This is a genomic window from Luteimonas salinilitoris (assembly GCF_041300785.1).
Taxonomy (GTDB): domain Bacteria; phylum Pseudomonadota; class Gammaproteobacteria; order Xanthomonadales; family Xanthomonadaceae; genus Luteimonas; species Luteimonas salinilitoris.
Map to the genome: position 1 here is coordinate 163,208 of NZ_JBFWIB010000007.1, position 19,221 is coordinate 182,428.

Genomic DNA, 19,221 nt, shown 5'->3' on the forward strand with positions numbered 1-19,221 from the left:
ATAGGCACCGCGCCGCGCGCGCGCCATTGAAAAGACGCCCGTCACGCATAGCCGCAGGTTATGCGCGGGGCGGGACGGTCTGCCCGATGCGCAGGCCGTGCACGCGCCGGGTGCGGAAGTGGCGTCCGGACGTGTCGCCTGCCGTGCACCGGCCGGACGCCGCTCCCGCCGGCGATCCGGGCTTTGCCATTAGAATCCCGTGCACAGACCCAGAGCGCCAAGGCCGATGTCCGAAAAACCCAGCAGCACCGAAACCGCCGAGGATTTCCGCAACGCCGCGCTCGACTACCACCGCCTCGCGCCCCCGGGCAAGATCAAGGTCGGCGCCACCAAGCCGATGCTCACCCAGCGCGACCTGGCGCTGGCGTATTCGCCCGGCGTGGCCCATGCCTGCGAAGCGATCGTCGCCGATCCCAATGTCGCCAGCGAGCTGACCGCGCGCGGCAACCTGGTGGCGGTGATCAGCAACGGCACCGCGGTGCTGGGCCTGGGCGACATCGGCCCGCTGGCCGGCAAGCCGGTGATGGAAGGCAAGGGCGTGCTGTTCCAGACGTTCGCCGGCATCGACGTGTTCGACATCGAGGTCGACGAGCGCGACCCCGACAAGCTGGTCGACATCATCGCCAGCCTCGAGCCGACCTTCGGCGGCATCAACCTCGAGGACATCAAGGCGCCGGAGTGCTTCATCGTCGAGCGCAAGCTGCGCGAACGCCTCAACATCCCGGTCTTCCACGACGACCAGCACGGCACCGCGATCATCGTCGGCGCCGCGGTGATCAACGCGCTGGAGATCGCCGGCAAGAAGATCGAGGACGTGAAACTCGCCACCGCCGGCGCCGGCGCCGCCGGCATCGCCTGCCTCGACATGCTGGTGGCGCTGGGCATGAAGCCCGAGCACATCCTCGCCGTCGACCGCCACGGCGTGCTGTACACCGGCCGCGGCGACATGGATCCGGACAAGCAGCGCTACGCCCGCGACACCGACAAGCGCACCCTGGCCGACATCGCCGAGGGCGCCGACATCTTCCTCGGCCTGTCCGCCGGCGGCGTGCTCAAGGCGGAGATGGTCGCCACCATGGCCGAGCGCCCGATCATCCTGGCGCTGGCCAATCCCTACCCGGAGATCCTGCCGGAGGAGGCGAAGCGGGTGCGCCCCGACTGCATCATCGCCACCGGCCGCAGCGACTATCCCAACCAGGTCAACAACGCGCTCTGCTTCCCGTACATCTTCCGCGGCGCGCTCGACGTCGGCGCCACCGGCATCGACGAGGCGATGAAGCTGGCCTGCGTCAAGGCGATCGCCGGGCTGGCCAAGATCGAGGCCAGCGACCTCGGCAGCGCCTACGGCGACGACACCCCCACCTTCGGTCCCGACTACATCATCCCGCGCCCGTTCGACCAGCGCCTGCTGACCATGCTGGCGCCGGCCGTGGCCCAGGCGGCGATGGACTCGGGCATCGCCCTGCGCCCGATCGCCGACCTCGACGCCTACCGCGAGCGGCTCGGCCAGTTCCTCTACCGCACCGGCCTGGTGATGAAGCCGGTCTACGACCGCGCCCGCAGCGACCGCCAGCGCGTGGTCTACGCCGAGGGCGAGGAGGAGCAGGTGTTGCGTGCGGTGCAGACCGTGGTCGACGAGAAACTCGCCTTCCCGATCCTGATCGGCCGCCCCGACGTGATCGAGAACCGGATCGAGCGGATGGGCCTGCGGCTGCAGGCCGGGCGCGATTTCGAACTCACCAACATCAACGACGACCCGCGCTTCAACGAGTACTGGCAGCAGTACCACGCCATCACCGAGCGCCGCGGCGTCACCCCGGACTCGGCCAAGAACCTGCTGCGCTCGCGGCCGTCGCTGATCGCCGCGCTGATGGTCGAGCGCGGCGAGGCCGACGCGATGATCTGCGGACTGGTCGGGCGCTTCCACAAGAAGCTCGGCTACATCCGCAGCGTGTTCCCGCTCGATCCGGGCGTGCAGAGCACCTCGGCGATGACCGGCGTGGTCAACGACCGCGGCCTGTGGTTCTTCCTCGACACCCACGTGCAGCTCGACCCCAGCGCCGAGCAGATCGCCGAGAGCACCCTGCAGGCCAGCTACCGGCTCAGGCTGTTCGGCATCGAGCCGAAGGTGGCGCTGCTGTCGCACTCCAATTTCGGCAGCCACGACAATCCCAGCGCCGCCAAGATGCGCCGCGTGCGCGAGATCCTCATCCAGCGCAAGCCGGACCTGGAGGTCGACGGCGAGATGATGGCGGACACCGCCTGGGACGAGATCCTGCGCCGGCGCATCTTCCCCAACACCACGCTGGCCGGGCGCCCCAACCTGTTCGTGCTGCCGAACCTGGACGCGGCCAACATCACCTACAACATGGTGCGGGTGATGACCGACGGCGTCGCGCTGGGCCCGATCCTGATGGGCATCAGCCGCCCCGCGCACGTCATGACCCCCACCTCCACCCCGCGGCGGGTGATCAACATGACCGCGATCGCCGCCGTCGAGGCGCAGATCCGCAAGGCCCAGCGCGGCGGGGGCGGCTGACCCTGCAGCCGCGCCGCAGCGACGGTTCTTCGTAGGAGCGCGCCATGCGCGCGATGCCGCGGGCATTTCGCCGCCCGAAAATTCTGCCGACCGGCGCGCCTGCCGGTCCGGAATCGCGGCATCCGCCGGATCCTGCCGGCACCCGCGGCATCGCGCGCATGGCGCGCTCCTACGGAATGCGAGGCGCGTCAGTCCTCGTCCGGCGATTCGTTGAGCACCGCCCAGAACCGGCCGAGGGTGCGCACCGCCTCGAAGAAGCGGTCCGCGTCCACCGGCTTGACCACGTACGCGTTCACGCCCAGGTCCCAGCTGCGCACCAGGTCGCTCTCCTCGCGCGAGGACGACAGGATCACCACCGGCAGGCGCTTGAGGTGCGGGTCGTTGCGCAGTTCCGTCAACACCTCCAGCCCGTCCATGCGCGGCATCTTGATGTCCAGCAGCAGCACCGCCGGCAGGCCCTCCTCGCGGTCGGCGTGGCGGCCGCGCTGTCGCAGGTAGTCCAGCGTCTCCACGCCGTCCTCGACGTGCACGATGGGGTTGGCCAGGTGCGCCTCGCGCAGCGCGTCGATCGTCATCTCGGCGTCGTGCGGACTGTCCTCGGCCAGCAGGATGGTGCGGATCTCGGTCATGTCGGAGTCCCGTCAGGTGCGGGCGCGTCGCCCGCGGCGGAAAGGATGAAACGGAAGGTGGCGCCTTCGCCGGGCGCGGCCTCGGCCCAGATGCGTCCGCCGTGGCGGACCAACACCCGGCGCACGCTCGCCAGGCCGATGCCGGTGCCGGGAAACTCGTCGGCCGCGTGCAGGCGCTGGAACACGCCGAACAGCTTGTCGGCGTATTTCATGTCGAAGCCGGCGCCGTTGTCGCGCACATGGAAGCGGTGGTTGCCGTCGTCGCGCACGCAGCCGACCTCGATCACCGCCGGCTCGCGGTCGCGGCTGTACTTGACCGCGTTGCCGAGCAGGTTCAGCCACACCTGGCGCAGCATGTTCTCGTCGCCGGTCACCACCGGCAGCGGGCCGATGCGCCATTCGATGCGATGGCCGGGGTTGTCGGCGGCGTTGTTGGCATCGAGCATCGCGCGCGTCTCGGCCACCAGCGACTGCATGTCGACCAGCTGCAGCCGCAGCGCGCTGCGGCCCAGGCGCGAGTACACCAGCAGGTCGTCGATCAGCGCCGACATGCGCCCGGCGGAGCCGACCATCACTTCCAGGTAATGCCGGCCCTTGGCGTCGACCGCATCGCCCAGGTGCCGTTCCAGCTTGCCGCCGAAGCCGGCGATGTGCCGCAGCGGCGCGCGCAGGTCGTGCGAGACCGAGTAGCTGAAGGCCTCCAGCTCGCGGTTCACGTCCGAGACCTGCTCCACCTTGCCCTGCAGCTGGCGATTGAGGTCGTGGATCCGCTGTTCGCTGTCCTTCTGCGCGCTCACGTCACTCACGGTGACCAGCACCACCGCGTCGGCGCTGTCGGGCAGCGGCATCCGCCGTGCGTTGATCAGCATCGCGCGCTCGACGCCGTCCGCTGTGCGCTGCCGCTGCTCGTGGTCCCACAGCTCGCGCCCGCGGGTGAGCACGTCGGACAGGCGGCGCAGGATCTCGTCGTCCTCCCAGGCGCCGCCGCCGATCGCGGCCAGCGGCCTGTCCTGGATGTCCTCCTCCACCCCGTAGAGTTCGGAGAAGGCGGCGTTGTGCATCACCACCCGCATCGCGCCGTCGACCAGCACGATCGGCTCGCGCACCGTGTCCAGCACCACCGCGGCGCGCGCGCTGGCGCGCGATGCGGTGCGTTCGGCGTCCACGCGGCGCCACAGCTGCCGCGCCGAGAACCAGACCACGCCGCCGAGCAGCAGCAGCTGCGCGATCATCGCCGCCCAGCTCGTCATCGTCGCGCGTTGGCCGATGCGCTCGGCCCGCGCCTGGCGCGATTCCAGCCGCGCCTGTTCCTCGGTGATGATCTCCTCGATCAGGCGCTGGATCGGGTAGTCCGTCACCAGCCGTTCGATGGCTTCGCGGGAGGCGCCGGCACCGGCGTCGACGATCCGATCGGCCTGGTGCGCCCGCAGCGCGATGTTGGACTGCAGCGCGCCGATCCGCACCTGCTGGTCGGCGTCGTCGCGGGTCAGGCGCTGCACCTCGAGCACCGTCGGTGCGATCCGCTCTCGGCTCTCGGCGATGCGCATGCGCACCGAGGCGTTGTCCACGCCGGCCGCGATCGCCAACGCGCCTGCCTCCAGGCTGCGCACGTCCGAGGCCAGCGCGCGCATGGCGGCGGCCACGTTGTGGGTATGGGTCACCCGCTCCCAGGCCTCGCGGCTGTCCAGCGTCGCCTTGCGCAGCAGCATGAATGGCGCCACCACGATCAGCACGATCGCCGCGCCCAGCGCGAGGAGCCGCCATTGCGGGAACGGGTTGTAGCGAGTCGTGGAATACATCGATGAATGGAACCGCCAGCCGTGAAATTGCGACGTTCGGGACATCGGCGCACGGCTCAGGCCCCGCTCCCCGGACCGCGGATCACCGCCGGGCCATTGCGGCCGGCAGCCGCGCGCGTCGCGCGACCGCGTTGCCTGCGGCGCATCTTGGTGTCCGCGGAACCGTGCATGATCGACGCCCGGCGTTAAGGCCGTGCGATGACCGGATCCGCGTGCGCGTCAGCCGCCGTCCAGGCGGGACGGAAACCAGTCGCGAACGAAGCCGCGCAGCAAACGGATCCGTGCGATGCGGCGCAGGTCGGCGTGGATCGCGAACCACAGGTCGGTGCGGATCTCCGGCAGTGGCGGCGAAAGCCGCGTCACCTCCGGCGCCGGATCGGCCAGGTAGCGCGGCAACAGCGCGCGGCCGATGCCGGCGCGGCACGCGGCCAATGCCGCGGGAAGCGAATTGACCCGCATCGCGATGTCGGCGTCCGCCACGTGCGTGCGCAGCCAATGCGCGGACGACAAGTGGCCCAGGCTGTCGTCGAACCCGATCCACGGACCGTCCCACGACGCGCCGGCCTCGCCTGCAGGCGCGTAGGCGGCGGTGGCGATCGTGCCGATCCGCGTGGCCGACAACCCGTCCGGCGGCGAAACGCTGGCGCGCAGCGCGACCTCCGCGTCGGGTTGCTGCAGGTCGAAGAAACGGTTGCCGACGATCAGGTCGCAGCGGATGCCCGGATGCTTCCGCGTGAACGCGGCGCACATCGCGGCCGCGATTCCGGTCAGCGTGTCGGGAATGGTGATGCGGATGCGGCCCTCGACCCGCGTGTCGCGGCCTTCCAGCGCGCGCTGCAGGCGCTCGCTGTCGGCGAGGATGCGCCCGGCGCCGGCGATCACCAGTTCTCCGCTCTCGGTGGGTGCATAGCCGCGGCGGCTGCGGCGGAACAGCGTGCCCTCCAGCCGCGCTTCGATCGCGGCCAGGCGCCGGAAGGCGCTGGAATGATCCAGCGCCAGCGCCCTGGCCGCGCCGGTGAGGCTGCCATGCGCGCCGATCGCGTGGACCAGCTCCAGGTCTTCCAGGGACAGCCGATGGTGGCGCATGCGCAAGCGATCCTTGTCGGCCCGCCGTGTTGGCCGGGCGGGGCGGTGCACAAAGATTAGCGGTTCCCGTCACGGAGACCGTCATGAAACTCTATTTCACCCCCGGCACCTGTTCACTGGCCCCGCACATCGCGATCCGCGAACTCGGCCTCGACGTGCAACTGCGGCGCGTGCGCATCGGCCCCGAGCCGGTGCTCGTCGCCGACGGCAGCGACTTCCGCCGCATCAACCCGCTCGGCTACGTGCCGGTACTGGAGCTCGACGACGGCTCGTTGCTTACCGAAGGCGTCGCGATGCTGCAGTACCTGTCCGACCTCGCGCCCGAAGCCGGCCTGGCGCCGCCCGCCGGCAGCCGCGAACGCACCACGCTGCAGCAATGGCTGACCTTCATCAGTTCCGAACTGCACAAGTCCTTCAGCCCGTGGCTGTTCCATCCCGAGTACGGCGAGCAGGCGGCACAGGTGGCGCGCCAGCGCATCGACAGCCGCTTCACGCATGTCGAGCGGCACCTGCAGACGCATCCGTACCTGCTGGGCGAGACCTTCAGCGTTGCCGATGCCTACCTGTTCACCGTGGCCGACTGGACCCGGCCGCTGAAGATGCCGCTGGCCGCCTGGCCCGCGCTTGCCGCATACCTGGAACGCGTGCGCGGCCGCGACAGCGTGGCGCAGGCGCTGCGGCTGGAAAAGGCGGCATGAACGGGTCGCGCGCATGAATCCCGCCACCGCCTCGATCATGCTGGTCGCCGCCGGCCTGGCCGACGTGGTCTGGGCCATCACCATGAAGCTGTCGCAGGGCTACACGCGGCCGCTGTGGAGCGTGGCGTCGCTGCTGTCGTTGGCGCTATTCGTATGGCTGCTGGGACGCGCGCTCACCGTATTGCCGGTGAGCGGCGCCTATGCCGCGTGGACCGGCATCGGCGCCGCCGGCACGGTGCTGGCCGGCAGCGTGTTGCTCGCCCGCACCACGCTCCCCGTCCACTGTCCCGCGGACAGGCAGTCCCGCCGCGACCGCCTGCTAGAATCCCGACTCTAATTTCACGACCAATGCGCGGCCGGCGGGCCGCGGCGGAGCGCTCCCCCCACATGAACTGGCTCAACGACATCCTGCAGAACGATCCCGACCCCACCGAGACCCGCGAGTGGGTCGAGTCGCTCAAGGCCGTCATCGACGCCGACGGCCCCGGGCGTGCGCACCAGCTGCTCGACAACATGGTCGAGCTCACCCGCCGCGCCGGCGCGCACCTGCCGTTCGCGCCGACCACCGAATACATCAACACCATCCCGCCGCACCTCGAGCCGCGGATGCCCGGCGACGCGCAGCTGGAATGGCGCATCCGCTCGATCATCCGCTGGAACGCGATGGCGATGGTGGTACGCGCCAACCGCAAGCCCGGCGACCTGGGCGGCCACATCGCCAGCTTCGCCAGCTCCGCCACCCTGTACGACGTCGGCTTCAACCATTTCTGGCGCGGGCCCGAGGGCGAGCACCCCGGCGACCTGCTGTACGTGCAGGGCCACAGCTCGCCCGGCATCTATGCGCGCTCGTTCCTCGAGGGCCGCTTCAACGAATCGCAGCTCGACCACTTCCGCATGGAGGTGGACGGCCGCGGCATCAGCTCCTACCCGCACCCGTGGCTGATGCCTGACTACTGGCAGACGCCCACGGTGAGCATGGGCCTGGGACCGATCGCCGCCATCTACCAGGCGCGCAACTGGAAGTACCTGGAAGCGCGCGGCCTGATCCCCAAGACCGACCGCAAGGTGTGGTGCTTCCTGGGCGACGGCGAGACCGACGAGCCCGAGAGCCTGGGCGCGATCTCGGTCGCCGGCCGCGAGGGCCTGGACAACCTGGTGTTCGTCATCAACTGCAACCTGCAGCGCCTGGACGGCCCGGTGCGCGGCAACGGCAAGATCATCCAGGAGCTGGAGGGCGGCTTCCGCGGCGCCGGCTGGAACGTCACCAAGCTGGTCTGGGGCAGCTACTGGGATCCGCTGCTGGCCAAGGACAAGGACGGCATGCTGCGCAAGCTGATGATGGAAACCGTCGACGGCGAGTACCAGAACTGCAAGGCCTTCGGCGGCGCCTACACCCGCGAGAACTTCTTCGGCAAATACCCCGAGACCGCGGAGATGGTGGCCAACCTTTCCGACGACGACATCTGGCGCCTCAACCGCGGCGGGCACGACCCGCACAAGGTCTTCGCCGCCTACGACAACGCGGTCAAGACCAAGGGCCAGCCCACCGTGATCCTGGCCAAGACGGTCAAGGGCTACGGCATGGGCAGCGCCGGCGAGGCGCTCAACCCCACCCACCAGACCAAGAAGCTCGACGACGCCGCCGTGCGCGCCTTCCGCGACCGCTTCAAGATCCCGGTGGACGACGACCAGCTCAAGGACGGCCAGGTGCCGTTCTACCACCCGGGCGAGAAGTCCGACGAGGTCAACTACCTCAAGGAGCGCCGCAAGCAGCTCGGCGGCTACCTGCCGCAGCGCCGCCGCAAGACCACGCAGCAACTCAAGGCGCCGAAGCTCGAGGTGTTCGACCGCCTGCTCAAGTCCACCGGCGAGCGCACCATCAGCACCACCATGGCCTTCGTGCAGGCGCTGGGCATCGTGCTGCGCGACAAGCAGGTGGCGCCGCACGTGGTGCCGATCGTCGCCGACGAGGCGCGCACCTTCGGCATGGAAGGCATGTTCCGCCAGCTCGGCATCTACGCCCCGCAGGGCCAGAAGTACAAGCCGGTCGACCGCGACCAGCTCATGTACTACCGCGAGGACGCCGCCGGGCAGGTGCTGGAGGAGGGCATCACCGAGGCCGGCGCGTTCTCGTCGTGGCTGGCCGCGGCCACCAGCTACAGCACCAACGATTTGCCGATGCTGCCGTTCTACATCTACTACTCGATGTTCGGCTTCCAGCGCATCGGCGACCTGGCCTGGATGGCCGGCGACATGCGCGCGCGCGGCTTCCTGCTCGGCGCCACCGCCGGCCGCACCACGCTGAATGGCGAGGGTTTGCAGCACGAGGACGGGCACAGCCACCTGCTGGCCGGCGCCATCCCCAACTGCCGCGCCTACGACCCCACCTTCGGCTACGAGGTCACCGTGATCCTGCAGCACGGCATGCAGCGCATGCTGGAAGAGCAGGTGGACGAGTACTACTACCTCACCCTGATGAACGAGAACTACGCCCACCCGGACATGCCCGAGGGCGCCGCCGAGGGGATCATCAAGGGCATGTACCTGCTCAAGGACGCGGGCAAGCCGAAGAAGGGCGAGCACCGCGTGCAGCTGCTGGGCTCGGGCACCATCCTGCGCGAGGCCATCGCCGCCGCCGAGCTGCTGGACAAGGACTTCGGCGTCACCGCCGACATCTGGTCCTGCCCCAGCTTCAACGAGTTGCGCCGCGACGGCCTGGACGCCGCCCGCCACAACCGCCTGAACCCGGAGGCGAAGAACAAGCGCAAGCCCTACATCACCAGCCTGCTGGAAGGCTGCCAGGGCCCGGCCATCGCCGCCACCGACTACGTCTACGCCTTCGCCGACCAGGTCCGCGCCTTCGTGCCGATGGACTACACCGTGCTGGGCACCGACGGCTTCGGCCGCTCCGACACCCGCGCCAACCTGCGCCGCCACTTCGAGGTGGATCGGTTCTACATCGCCCACGCCGCCATCGACGCGCTGGCGAAGGACGGCAAGATGACGGCGAAGGATGTGTCGCGGGCCATCAAGCTATACAAGCTGGATACCGACAAGGCCAATCCCGTCACCGTCTGACGGCCTGCATTCCCTCTCTCGCCTGCGGGAGAGGGAAAGGCGGCAAAGCCGCCGAGGGCGAGGGCCCGCCTGCCCCGTGCCTCTCCGGGCCTGGTAGAAGAGAGTGCAAGGATGCGCGTGATCGCCTAAGTCCGGTTGATCGACAGCCCGCCGTCCACGCGCATTGCGCTGCCGGTGACGAAGCTGGAGGCATCGGAGGCGAGGAACAGCGCGGCCTCGGCGATCTCGGCCGGGTCGGCGATGCGCTTGAGCGCGTGCATGCCTTCGACGAACGCGCGCGAATCCGGCGATTCGGTGAAATCACGCGCACCCGGAGTGTCGGTGCCACCGGGCAGCAGGGCGTTGACGCGCACGCCATGCGGGCCGGCCTCGGCGGCGAGCACCTGGCTCAGGCCGATCACGCCAGCCTTGGCCGCCGCGTAGGCGGCCATGCCGGGCATGCCGACGGTGTGGCCGACGAAGGTCGAGGTGAAGATGATCGAGCCGCGGCCGGCGTCCAGCATCGCCGCCATCTGCCGCCGTGCGCCGAGGAACATGCTGGTCAGGTTGGTGTCGAGGGTGTCGCGCCAGTCCGCCAGCGTCATGTCGGTGGCCGGGCCCATCGCACCGGTGCTGCCGGCGTTGTTGAAGGCGATATCGAGCGTGCCGAAGCGCGCCAGGGCGGTGTCCACCAGGGTGTCGGCGTAGGCCTCGTCGCGCACGTCGCCGGCGCAGGCGACCGCTTCGCCGCCGGCCCGTTCGATCTCGTCGACCAGCTGCGCGAGCGCATCGCTGCGCCGGGCGCCCACGACCAGCCGCGCACCCTCGCGCGCGAACAGCAACGCCGCCGCGCGGCCGATGCCCGAACTCGCGCCGGTGATGATCGCCGTTTTTCCGGCCAGTACCTGTCCTGCCATGCCTGCTTCTCCTGTGTGTGGGGGATACGGACACTCTGGCCTGCGGGCACGGTCAATGCTCGCCGGAATCGGCCGTGGCATCCAGTCGGTGAGGTGCCGATGCCCGGGTGAGATTTCGCCCGACGGCCGCAGGGCGCGGGTGGAGACGACCAGTACCGCCAAAGTCGGTGGACAGCTGCTGTCGCGCAACCGGTCGAAGGAGGATCTGTCGCGATCCCTTTGGCGGACCAGGAGCCACGGCGGCGAATCCCAGACCTGGAACTACGGCGGCTGAGGAGACGCGCCGGCAACCCGGCCCCGGGCGCACCGGCGCGCTGGGCGGCGGGCAGTCCTCGATGCTGTCGCCGATTGGCAGGCAGCGGCGGATGGCCACGCCGAGGCGCTGCTCGGCGGCGGCGATGAACAGGTCCGGGTCGGGCGCGGTCGTGACCACGCCACCGCGGTTCAGGGCTCCCCGAAGCTGCGACTCGAATGTGCGGCGGCGCGCGGCGCCGGCGGCTCGTCCATCGCCGCACCGGCCAATATCGGATCGCCGTGCGGGGGCGTGCGTTGGCCGTCATCGTCCTGCAGCGACGACTGGCCGGTTCCGGCCTGGCGCCGCTGCCATGCCCGATACGCGAGATAGCCGATCGCGCCGACCGCGAACATCCTCAGAACGCCCATGTGGGATCTCCTCGTGTCTGGACCGGGGCTCAGGATGGGCGGCCTGTGGTGATCCCGCCGTGACCTCCGCGCAGGCCGGACGGCCTATCCCCGCGCCGCCACCTCGTCCACGTGCCGCAGCAGGTCCGCGGGATCCTCGTAGACGCGGAACGCGCCGGACCGCTCCAGTTCCTCCAGCCCGTAGCCGCCCGACAACAGGCCGACGCCGAGCGCGCGGGCGCGCTGCGCGGCGAGCATGTCCCAGACGCTGTCGCCGATCACCAGGGAGTGGCCGATATCCACGCCAAGGCGTTCGGCGGCGGCGATGAACAGGTCCGGGTCGGGCTTGGCGTGGCGGACCTGGTCGCGGGTCACCACCGGGACCTTGCCCGGATCGACCCCGAGCGCCTCCAGGTTGGCGGCGGCGGTCGCCATGCGGCCGCTGGTGGCGATGGCCCAGGGAATGCCGCTGTCCTGCAGGAAAGCGAGCAGTTCGCGCGCGCCGGGCAGCGGACGGATGGCGCCCTGCGCGGCCTGGCGGTTGAACGCGTCGGCGTGGCGCTGGCGCAGCCGCACCAGGCGCTCCTCCGTGATCTCCAGATCGGTCTCGCGCAGCAGGATGTTGGTGAACAGGCCGCCGCTCATGCCGATCTTGCGGTGGATGCGCCAGACCGCCAGCTCCACGCCTTCCGCATCCAGCGCCTCCTTCCAGGCGAGCACGTGCTGGTAGACGCTGTCGACCAGGGTGCCGTCGAGGTCGAACAGGAAGGCGGTGGAGGAACGGGTCATGGGCCTAGTAAAGCATGCGCATGCGCAGGGTGCGGGGAAGAGGAGGTCAGCTCGAGCCGGCGATCCGCTGGGCGATCGAGATGCCCGTCGCCGGGTTGCGCCGGGACGGGGAGCCGGTGCCGCAGCCGCCCAGCCGGGGTGGAGCACGCAGACGTGGCGCGCTATCCCTGGTCGGCGCCCCAGGATCGAGTGTCACGTGGCAATTGACGTTGCGGATCGAATACGCGCAGCGCCTCAGCCGGGATCGAACTGGAGTTGAACAGGACCAGGTTCGTTCCGCCGTCATGGACCAGCGATGGAAAGACGATTCCATCGGCACCCACGTCCAGCGCCAGATCGCCAAGCACCCAACACGGAGGTTCAACCCCGCGCTCGAACGCCATCTGGCGCCAGTTGCAGCCGTACTCCGACCACAATGGGTCCCAGGTGCCGGCGCCGTAGCCGGCCGAGAAGTCGACGATACGAAGCCGGCTGACCAGGAAGGTGATGATGGTGCCCGGTGGCAGCAGGCGCGCATGTTGCCGGTACTCCTCGATGGCGGTTTCCACCGTCTGCGAGAGGTACAGGGCTTCCAGCCCCGGCCGGTTGAAGCGACCGCCCTTGAGCGCCGCACCCGCGCCGGAGGTGGGCGCGTGCGACCAGCGCGGTGCAATGATGCGATAGAGCGCTTCCTCTTCGCCCAGATCGCGCAGGATCATCCGGTGGCACCGCCGGCTATCGATTCGATGTAGTCGATGACCACCTGGGCCTTGCCCATCCGCACCAGCGCGTCCGGCGTCTGGTAGTCGAACTCCGGCAGCGGCTCATTCATGAACCAGAAGATCGCCTTGGTACGGTCGCCGCCAGCCGTATCCTCGGCCGCAGCCAGGACGCGGACGACCTCACGGAGGTAGTGCTGCAGGCTTTCGTTCTGGGGCCGAGCCGCAGGAGTGTTGCGGCTGACGCGTGCGCGTTCAGCCAGGCCCTGGATCTGAAGACCAAGAGCTTCGCCGATTCGATGTGGCGACAAATAGGGGCGACCGGGCTCGCGGAAGGTTTCCGCAAGACTGCCCTGAGAGACCATGACAGCACTCATGCATTGTATTCTCGTGTCGATGACGCACGAATTATGCACGATATATGCCCGAAGAACAACCACTCAACCCCCTGGGCGCCTCGAACAAAGCCTGCAGGATCGATGCAAAAAGGCGAGTCCGGTTGGAATTCGAAGGTGCAATTACTCGCTTGGTGCTCGTAACAATTCTCATTTACGTCTAGAATGCGGCCCGTCAGCCAGCAGTGCGCATCCGTTGCGTCGCCAGCAGTTCACCAGCCTGGGGCCCACCTATGAGATCGCGATTGCTGTTGGCCACGCTTGTGGCCTGTGCTGCGCTTCCGTCGTCCGCGCATACGCCTTACCTGGCGCCTTCCAGTTTCGAGACCCGCCCGGGCAGCTGGGTGACGCTGGATGCGTCGTTTGCCGAGACCTTCTTCATACCGGAAGTCGTCTTCGACGACAGCCGCTTCGAGGTCACCGGTCCCGACGGCACGGCCGCAACGCCGGAAACGGTGCGGCTGATGAAGACCCGCGCCGTGGTCGAACACCGCCTGGGCGAGCAGGCGGGCACCTACCGCTTCAGTACCGGCCCGCGGCTGGGCGCACTGTTCCGCACCTGGGAACTGGACGGCGAGCAGACCAGTTCGCGCGACCCCGCGGTGGAGATCCCGGCAGGCGCCAAGGTGCTGTCGAACTTCCAGTCGCTGACCCTGGCCGAGACCTACGTCAGCGTCGGCGCGCCCGACCAGACCGCACTGGCGCCGCGCGGCGACGGGCTGGAACTGGTGGCGGTCACGCACCCCAACGATCTGTACGTCGGCGAGGCGTTCGAGTACCTGTACGGCTACGCCACCGACGACGGCATCGGCCGCTACAGCGAACCGGGACGCAACTACCGGGTGACGGTCTCGCTCGCCTTCTGAGGCGTACGCGAGCCCCGAAAATCGCGCAGCGATTTGCTTCGGCTTGTCTTCCCCCTTCGGAGAAGGGGGATCGAGGGGGGGCGAAAGCCGCCGCTTGCAAGCCGCAGGCTTGCGGCGGCTTGAGCGCCCCCGCGCGTTGCGCGGGGGCGGGGAATCGCGAAGCGATTTGCTGTTGCTGTTACTTGGTCGGGCACCAAGCAAATCCCCCAACCCCCCTTTTTCAAAGGGGGGAGTAGCCAAGCCGTCGAATTGACTGCAGGAAAACAGGGGAAACCCCAGGCTCTGATCCGGGTTTCGCGGCGCGAGATGGCCTAGACAGCCGGCGGTTGCAACGCCGCTGCCTCGAATCGACGAGCCGGCCACCGTCGTAACGAGATCGACGGTGGTCGGTCCTCCCGGCGCGGATCAGTTGGGGTTGACGATGTTGCTGCTGCTCAGGCAGTTGAGAACCCCGGTGGCGAAGCCGGCGATCGCGTTGTCGTGCGCGGTAGCCTGGATGTTCGTGCAACGCACGCCGACACTGTTTGTGGCCCCGTCGCCCTTGAGTTTGTTGCTGCTCACGAACGTTCGGCCGGAGTTGTTGTTCCAGATGCCGTGCGCGCTCCCGGCGCCAGCCGCCGCCAGGCCTTGGATGCGGTTTTCGATGACGGTGCCGTCGCCATTGGTTTCGGTATAGATCCCGTAGGCGGTAGCGCTGCCACTTTCGGGCGTCGGCGCCACCCCGCTGATGGTGTTGTCGATGATGTGCACGCCATGGCCGGCATAGATGCCGGTCGCTTCCCCCGCGAGCACGCCGGGGCCGGCGCCGCCTGTGTCCACGACCAGGTTGCCACGAACGGTCGACCCCGGACCCACGGCAACCCGCATCCCATTCAGGGTATTGGCATCCACGCGGTTGCGTTCGATCAGATGGCCGCCGCCGCCAAGCGTTCGAATGCCGACGAGGAACCCGCGGACATTGCAATGGCGCACGGTGACGTTGAAGCGATTGTTAGCGACGATGCCATTGGCCAGCGTGTCGGCCCCGGCGGCCAGTCCGCCGATCTTGAAGTCGTTGCAATCGATGGTGACGTTATTGGTGGCGACGGTGATCGCGCTGCCGCTGGCGATGGAAGTGGATAGGTCATGGCGCAGGCACCAGGTGCCCTGGGTGTTGATGGTGGCCGGCAGCGAGTCGATGAAACCCGTGCAGGTGTGATAGGTCTCGGCCCGTACCGGCGCCGGGGCAGCGGCGATGCCGGCCAGCAGGGCCAGGCCCGGGAGCAGGCAGATAGTCGAGCGCATGGTGATCTCCGTTGCGGGACGGTTGGCGTCCCATGCCTCGGGTCCAACGCCGAACCGGGGCGGATCAGGCCATGCGACGCAAGCACTGAATACGAATGCATCGGCCCGTTTGACCGCATTGTGCAGCTGCACACCGGCACACAATGGCACTGGCGCGTCGTCGTGCCGTTGCGCGCGTTCGGCTTCCTGGGAGGGGTGCTTCCATGTTCAATCCGATACGTCTGTCCGGCGGCGCGATCGCCTGCCTGCTGTCCGCACTCGTGCTGTCGCTCGCGCCGGCACCCGCCGCGCACGCCGCCATCAACACCCACAACCTCGGCGCCAGATACGACGCGTCGCAATCCAACATCACCTTCCGCGTCTATTCCTCGCGCGCCACGCGCATCGAGGTCTGGATCTACAAGACGCCTGCCGGCGCGCAGCAGGCGGTGAGCTACGTGCTCACCAAGGACGCCGCCAGCAACGTCTGGTCGAAGACCGCCTCGGTGGCCACGCTCAAGAACACCTACGGCATCACCGGCACCGTCTACTACGGCTATCGCGCCTGGGGCCCCAACTGGCCGTACAACGGCGGCTGGACCAAGGGCAGCGGCATCGGCTTCGTCACCGACGTCGACGCCGCCGGCAACCGCTTCAACCCCAACAAGCTGCTGATCGACCCGTACGCGCTCGAGATCAGCCACGACCCGCTCACGCCCGCCTGCACCGACGGCACCGTCTACGCCAGCGGCGCCGCGCATCGCAACAAGGACAGCGGCCCCTGCGCCAGCAAGGGCATCGTGCTGGCGCCGGTCGCCACGTCCACCGGCAGCAAGCCGACGCGCGCGCTGAAGGACGACGTGATCTACGAGGTGCACGTACGCGGCCTCACCAAGAACGACACCGGCGTGCCGGCCGCGCTGCGCGGCACCTATGCAGGCGCGGCCCTCAAGGCTGGTTATCTCGCCGGCCTCGGCGTCACCGTGGTCGAGTTCCTGCCGGTGCAGGAGACCCAGAACGACACCAACGACGTCGACCCCGCCTCCACCGCCGGCGACAACTACTGGGGCTACATGACCCTGAACTACTTCGCGCCGGACCGTCGCTACGCCTCCGACAGGACGCCCGGCGGTCCTACGCGCGAATGGAAGGCGATGGTCAAGGCGTTCCACGACGCCGGCATCAAGGTCTACGTCGACGTGGTCTACAACCACACCGGCGAGGGCGGCGCCTGGGGCGGCAGCGACGGCCTCACCGTCTACAACCTGCAGTCCTGGCGCGGCCTCGACAACCCGACCTACTACTCGCTCACCGCCGACCGGCAATATTCCTGGGACAACACCGGCGTCGGCGGCAACTACAACACCCGCAATCCCATTGCCCAGAACCTGATCGTCGACTCGCTCGCCTACTGGCGCGACGCCCTCGGCGTCGACGGCTTCCGCTTCGACCTGGCCTCGGTGCTCGGCAACACCTGCCAGCACGGCTGCTTCAACTTTGACAAGATGGACGCCGGCAACGCCCTCAACCGCATCGTCGCCGAACTGCCGCCGCGGCCGGCCGCGGGCGGCGCCGGCCTGGACCTGATCGCCGAACCGTGGGCGATCGGCGGCAATTCCTACCAGGTCGGCGGCTTCCCCAGCGGCTGGGCCGAGTGGAACGGCATCTACCGCGATTCGCTGCGCAAGAAGCAGAACCAGATGGGCGTGGCGGCCGTGCCCCCGGCCGAGCTGGCCAACCGCTTCGCCGGCTCGTCGGACCTCTACGGCGACGACGGCCGCAGGCCCTGGCACTCGATCAACTTCATGGTCGCCCACGACGGCTTCACCCTGGGCGACCTGTACGCCTACAACACCAAACAGAACAACCAGCCCTGGCCCTACGGCCCCTCCGACGGTGGCGACGACAACAACCACAGCTGGGACCAGGCCGGCATCGGTGCCCACCAGACCCGCGCCGCGCGCACCGGCCTCGCCTTCCTGATGCTGAGCGCCGGCGTGCCGATGATCACCGGCGGCGACGAGGCCCTGCGTACCCAGTTCGGCAACAACAACGTCTACAACCTCGACTCCCCCGCCAACTGGCTGCTGTGGACCCGCGACGCCACCGAGACCAACCACCAGGCCTTCGCCAGCCGCCTGATCGCCTTCCGCAAGGCGCACCCGGCGCTGCGCCCGGCCAACTTCTATTCCGGCGTCGACAACAACGGCAACGTCATGGAGCAGCTGCGCTGGTTCAAGCCCGGCGGCGCCCAGGCCGACACCGCCTACTTCACCAACCCCAACAACCACGCCATCGCCTGGCGCATCGACGGCAGCGAGTTCGGCGATCCCGCCAGCGCGATCTACGTCGCCTACAACGGCTGGTCCGGGGACGTGAACTTCAACCTCCCGTGGCCGGGAGCGGGGAAGCAGTGGTATCGGGTCACCGATACGGCGACCTGGAACGAAGGGCCGAATGCCGTCGTCGTGCCGGGCTCGGAAGCGTTCATCGGCGGGGAGGGCACGTTGTACGGACTGCAGGCGCGGTCATTGCTGTTGCTGATTGCGAAGTGAGCAATGCGCAGAAATCTCTCCGCGGAAATTGTCCCCGGCGCCGTTCGTCCTTCTGAGCCAATCACGATACATCACATCGAACTGAAAGATCACAGCTCTGGAAAGCGCACTGGTTTGCGGCATTCCTGGCCACGCTGTTCTGGTGGGGCCTATTCGCAGGAATCGCCGTACCAGCCGGTTACCTGCTGTACGGTACGTGGTGGAAGCGACATCACGGCAAAAAGCTGGAACGCAGCGTGTGGGACGCCTTCACGCCATAGCCACCTAGGACCCGTCACCGCGTGAAACCGCCCCTGACACCATTCTTTGCCGATGACACCATTCTTTGAGTCTTTGGCATGAATCATCAGAGATCTTGTATTGCTGCGGTCATGAGTGGGGTGCTGCTGTCCCTCTGCCTCGCCGTGCATGGCGAGGCAAGGTCTTCAGCTGCATCCGAGGAAGTCGTGTTCGGAAATGCCGGCGTTCCCTTGTCCGGAACCTTGTATATTCCTGAAAGGGACGTTCCCACGGCGGCAGTGGTTCTCGTCCATGGGTCCGCAAGACAGGACAGCTTGCGGATGACGGCATTGGCGCAGGTGCTTGCGAACGATGGATTCGCTGTGCTGACATACGACAAGCGAGGCACCGGCAAGTCGGGTGGCGTTTTCCAGGACGGAGACGATGTGGCTGCCTTCACTCTTCTGGCAGAGGATGCTGCGGCAGGCCTCCGTGTCGTCGGCGGACATCCTCGGTTGAAGGGAGTTCCTGCCGGCTTGATAGGCATCAGCCAGGGCGGTTGGGTCGCTCCGATCGCTGCGAGTAGATCGCCGGATACGGCGTTCATGGTCCTATGGAGCGGGCCGGTTTGCACCTTGGGCGAAGAACTGCACTTCAGTGCATTCGCGAAGAAGCTCCAGGACTTCTCCATGTACACCTATGCCGCGGAGATGCGGGAGCACATGAGGTCCGTGCCGCATCGCGCGGATGACTTCGATCCGCGTACCGTGCTGTCGAACCTGTCGCTCCCGTCACTCTGGGTATTCGGTGGCCGCGACGACAGCATTCCGGTCGAGCTGTCGGTCTCGCGTCTCGAAGGGTTGATCAAGGATGGCTATCCTGATTTTGAGTACCGGGTATTCCCGGAAGGCGGCCACGGCCTCGATTATCCTGGCAAGGCTCCGGAGGCATACCACTTCATGATCGATTGGATCAGAAGTACCGCGGCGAAAGCTGCCCCGCAATCCACGACACACGACCGCGCGAAGAGCGCGGCGCGTGAGCGGAAGCGTTAAGCGCCAGTCCGGCG

General features: G+C 68.2%; 16 protein-coding genes. 7 read left to right on the top strand and 9 right to left on the bottom strand.

What is annotated here, in order from left to right; translation table 11 throughout:
• Window positions 1-226 precede the first annotated feature (226 nt).
• Window positions 227-2,539 (top strand): NADP-dependent malic enzyme, encoded by a 2,313-nt coding sequence (locus AB5T46_RS12510; RefSeq protein WP_370564305.1) that lies wholly within the window; start codon window positions 227-229, stop codon window positions 2,537-2,539.
• A 188-nt stretch (window positions 2,540-2,727) separates the two neighbouring features.
• Here AB5T46_RS12510 and AB5T46_RS12515 read toward each other — a convergent pair whose 3' ends face one another.
• The 3 genes from AB5T46_RS12515 to AB5T46_RS12525 form a co-directional block, all read right to left on the bottom strand.
• Window positions 2,728-3,168, bottom strand: coding sequence for a response regulator (locus tag AB5T46_RS12515; protein WP_370564306.1), 441 nt, complete (start codon window positions 3,166-3,168; stop codon window positions 2,728-2,730).
• Entirely contained in the window at window positions 3,165-4,967 is a 1,803-nt protein-coding gene (locus tag AB5T46_RS12520; protein WP_370564307.1) for a sensor histidine kinase, read from the bottom strand. Before AB5T46_RS12520 ends, AB5T46_RS12515 begins: the two co-directional genes overlap by 4 nt.
• A gap of 219 nt (window positions 4,968-5,186) precedes the next feature.
• Entirely contained in the window at window positions 5,187-6,053 is an 867-nt protein-coding gene (locus AB5T46_RS12525; RefSeq protein WP_370564308.1) for a LysR family transcriptional regulator, read from the bottom strand.
• 83 nt (window positions 6,054-6,136) lie between these two features.
• Here AB5T46_RS12525 and gstA point away from each other — a divergent pair, with 83 nt between their 5' ends.
• From gstA to aceE, 3 genes are read left to right on the top strand one after another with little or no spacing between them, the layout of a single operon-like run.
• A complete protein-coding gene (gene gstA, locus AB5T46_RS12530) occupies window positions 6,137-6,751 on the top strand; it encodes a glutathione transferase GstA (protein WP_370564309.1) in 615 nt (204 codons plus the stop codon).
• Window positions 6,752-6,764: 13 nt separating this feature from the next.
• A complete protein-coding gene (locus tag AB5T46_RS12535) occupies window positions 6,765-7,088 on the top strand; it encodes a DMT family transporter (RefSeq protein WP_370564310.1) in 324 nt (107 codons plus the stop codon).
• Window positions 7,089-7,138: 50 nt separating this feature from the next.
• Window positions 7,139-9,829 carry a pyruvate dehydrogenase (acetyl-transferring), homodimeric type gene (gene aceE / locus AB5T46_RS12540; RefSeq protein WP_370564311.1) on the top strand — a complete coding sequence of 897 codons (2,691 nt, stop codon included), beginning with the start codon at window positions 7,139-7,141 and terminating at the stop codon, window positions 9,827-9,829.
• Between the two features lie 125 nt (window positions 9,830-9,954).
• Here aceE and AB5T46_RS12545 read toward each other — a convergent pair whose 3' ends face one another.
• The 5 genes from AB5T46_RS12545 to AB5T46_RS12565 all read right to left on the bottom strand — a co-directional run bounded on the left by AB5T46_RS12545 (window position 9,955) and on the right by AB5T46_RS12565 (window position 13,231).
• Window positions 9,955-10,725, bottom strand: a complete 771-nt coding sequence (locus tag AB5T46_RS12545) for an SDR family oxidoreductase (RefSeq protein WP_370564312.1) — start codon at window positions 10,723-10,725, stop codon at window positions 9,955-9,957.
• 444 nt (window positions 10,726-11,169) lie between these two features.
• Complete coding sequence (locus tag AB5T46_RS12550; protein ID WP_370564313.1) at window positions 11,170-11,388, bottom strand: hypothetical protein; 219 nt, start codon at window positions 11,386-11,388, stop codon at window positions 11,170-11,172.
• Window positions 11,389-11,472: 84 nt separating this feature from the next.
• Complete coding sequence (locus AB5T46_RS12555) at window positions 11,473-12,156, bottom strand: HAD family hydrolase (protein ID WP_370564315.1); 684 nt, start codon at window positions 12,154-12,156, stop codon at window positions 11,473-11,475.
• Between the two features lie 161 nt (window positions 12,157-12,317).
• The gene (locus AB5T46_RS12560; protein WP_370564316.1) at window positions 12,318-12,854 is read right to left on the bottom strand and encodes an RES family NAD+ phosphorylase; all 537 of its coding nucleotides are present in this window, start codon (window positions 12,852-12,854) and stop codon (window positions 12,318-12,320) included.
• Window positions 12,851-13,231 (bottom strand): antitoxin Xre/MbcA/ParS toxin-binding domain-containing protein, encoded by a 381-nt coding sequence (locus AB5T46_RS12565; RefSeq protein WP_370564317.1) that lies wholly within the window; start codon window positions 13,229-13,231, stop codon window positions 12,851-12,853. The genes AB5T46_RS12560 and AB5T46_RS12565 overlap by 4 nt, the downstream gene beginning before the upstream one ends.
• 251 nt (window positions 13,232-13,482) lie before the next feature.
• Between AB5T46_RS12565 and AB5T46_RS12570 the strand changes: the two genes are divergently transcribed.
• A complete protein-coding gene (locus AB5T46_RS12570; RefSeq protein WP_370564318.1) occupies window positions 13,483-14,115 on the top strand; it encodes a DUF4198 domain-containing protein in 633 nt (210 codons plus the stop codon).
• A 405-nt stretch (window positions 14,116-14,520) separates the two neighbouring features.
• Here AB5T46_RS12570 and AB5T46_RS12575 read toward each other — a convergent pair whose 3' ends face one another.
• A complete protein-coding gene (locus tag AB5T46_RS12575; RefSeq protein ID WP_370564319.1) occupies window positions 14,521-15,399 on the bottom strand; it encodes a right-handed parallel beta-helix repeat-containing protein in 879 nt (292 codons plus the stop codon).
• A gap of 203 nt (window positions 15,400-15,602) precedes the next feature.
• On the opposite strand from AB5T46_RS12575, the gene AB5T46_RS12580 reads away from it, so the two are divergent.
• Together AB5T46_RS12580 and AB5T46_RS12585 are read left to right on the top strand one after the other, a co-directional pair.
• On the top strand, window positions 15,603-17,933 hold the full coding sequence (locus AB5T46_RS12580) for a glycogen debranching protein (protein WP_370564320.1): 2,331 nt from the start codon (window positions 15,603-15,605) through the stop codon (window positions 17,931-17,933).
• Between the two features lie 338 nt (window positions 17,934-18,271).
• Complete coding sequence (locus AB5T46_RS12585; protein WP_370564321.1) at window positions 18,272-19,207, top strand: alpha/beta hydrolase family protein; 936 nt, start codon at window positions 18,272-18,274, stop codon at window positions 19,205-19,207.
• Window positions 19,208-19,221 lie beyond the last annotated feature (14 nt).

Coding starts and splice junctions, on each gene's coding strand:
- AB5T46_RS12550 (WP_370564313.1), bottom strand. CDS start 11,388: ATGGGCGTTCTGAGGATGTTCGCGGTCGGCGCGATCGGCTATCTCGCG.
- AB5T46_RS12580 (WP_370564320.1), top strand. CDS start 15,603: ATGTTCAATCCGATACGTCTGTCCGGCGGCGCGATCGCCTGCCTGCTG.
- aceE (WP_370564311.1), top strand. CDS start 7,139: ATGAACTGGCTCAACGACATCCTGCAGAACGATCCCGACCCCACCGAG.
- gstA (WP_370564309.1), top strand. CDS start 6,137: ATGAAACTCTATTTCACCCCCGGCACCTGTTCACTGGCCCCGCACATC.
- AB5T46_RS12515 (WP_370564306.1), bottom strand. CDS start 3,168: ATGACCGAGATCCGCACCATCCTGCTGGCCGAGGACAGTCCGCACGAC.
- AB5T46_RS12545 (WP_370564312.1), bottom strand. CDS start 10,725: ATGGCAGGACAGGTACTGGCCGGAAAAACGGCGATCATCACCGGCGCG.
- AB5T46_RS12575 (WP_370564319.1), bottom strand. CDS start 15,399: ATGCGCTCGACTATCTGCCTGCTCCCGGGCCTGGCCCTGCTGGCCGGC.
- AB5T46_RS12555 (WP_370564315.1), bottom strand. CDS start 12,156: ATGACCCGTTCCTCCACCGCCTTCCTGTTCGACCTCGACGGCACCCTG.
- AB5T46_RS12565 (WP_370564317.1), bottom strand. CDS start 13,231: ATGAGTGCTGTCATGGTCTCTCAGGGCAGTCTTGCGGAAACCTTCCGC.
- AB5T46_RS12585 (WP_370564321.1), top strand. CDS start 18,272: ATGAATCATCAGAGATCTTGTATTGCTGCGGTCATGAGTGGGGTGCTG.
- AB5T46_RS12510 (WP_370564305.1), top strand. CDS start 227: ATGTCCGAAAAACCCAGCAGCACCGAAACCGCCGAGGATTTCCGCAAC.
- AB5T46_RS12535 (WP_370564310.1), top strand. CDS start 6,765: ATGAATCCCGCCACCGCCTCGATCATGCTGGTCGCCGCCGGCCTGGCC.
- AB5T46_RS12570 (WP_370564318.1), top strand. CDS start 13,483: ATGAGATCGCGATTGCTGTTGGCCACGCTTGTGGCCTGTGCTGCGCTT.
- AB5T46_RS12525 (WP_370564308.1), bottom strand. CDS start 6,053: ATGCGCCACCATCGGCTGTCCCTGGAAGACCTGGAGCTGGTCCACGCG.
- AB5T46_RS12560 (WP_370564316.1), bottom strand. CDS start 12,854: ATGATCCTGCGCGATCTGGGCGAAGAGGAAGCGCTCTATCGCATCATT.
- AB5T46_RS12520 (WP_370564307.1), bottom strand. CDS start 4,967: ATGTATTCCACGACTCGCTACAACCCGTTCCCGCAATGGCGGCTCCTC.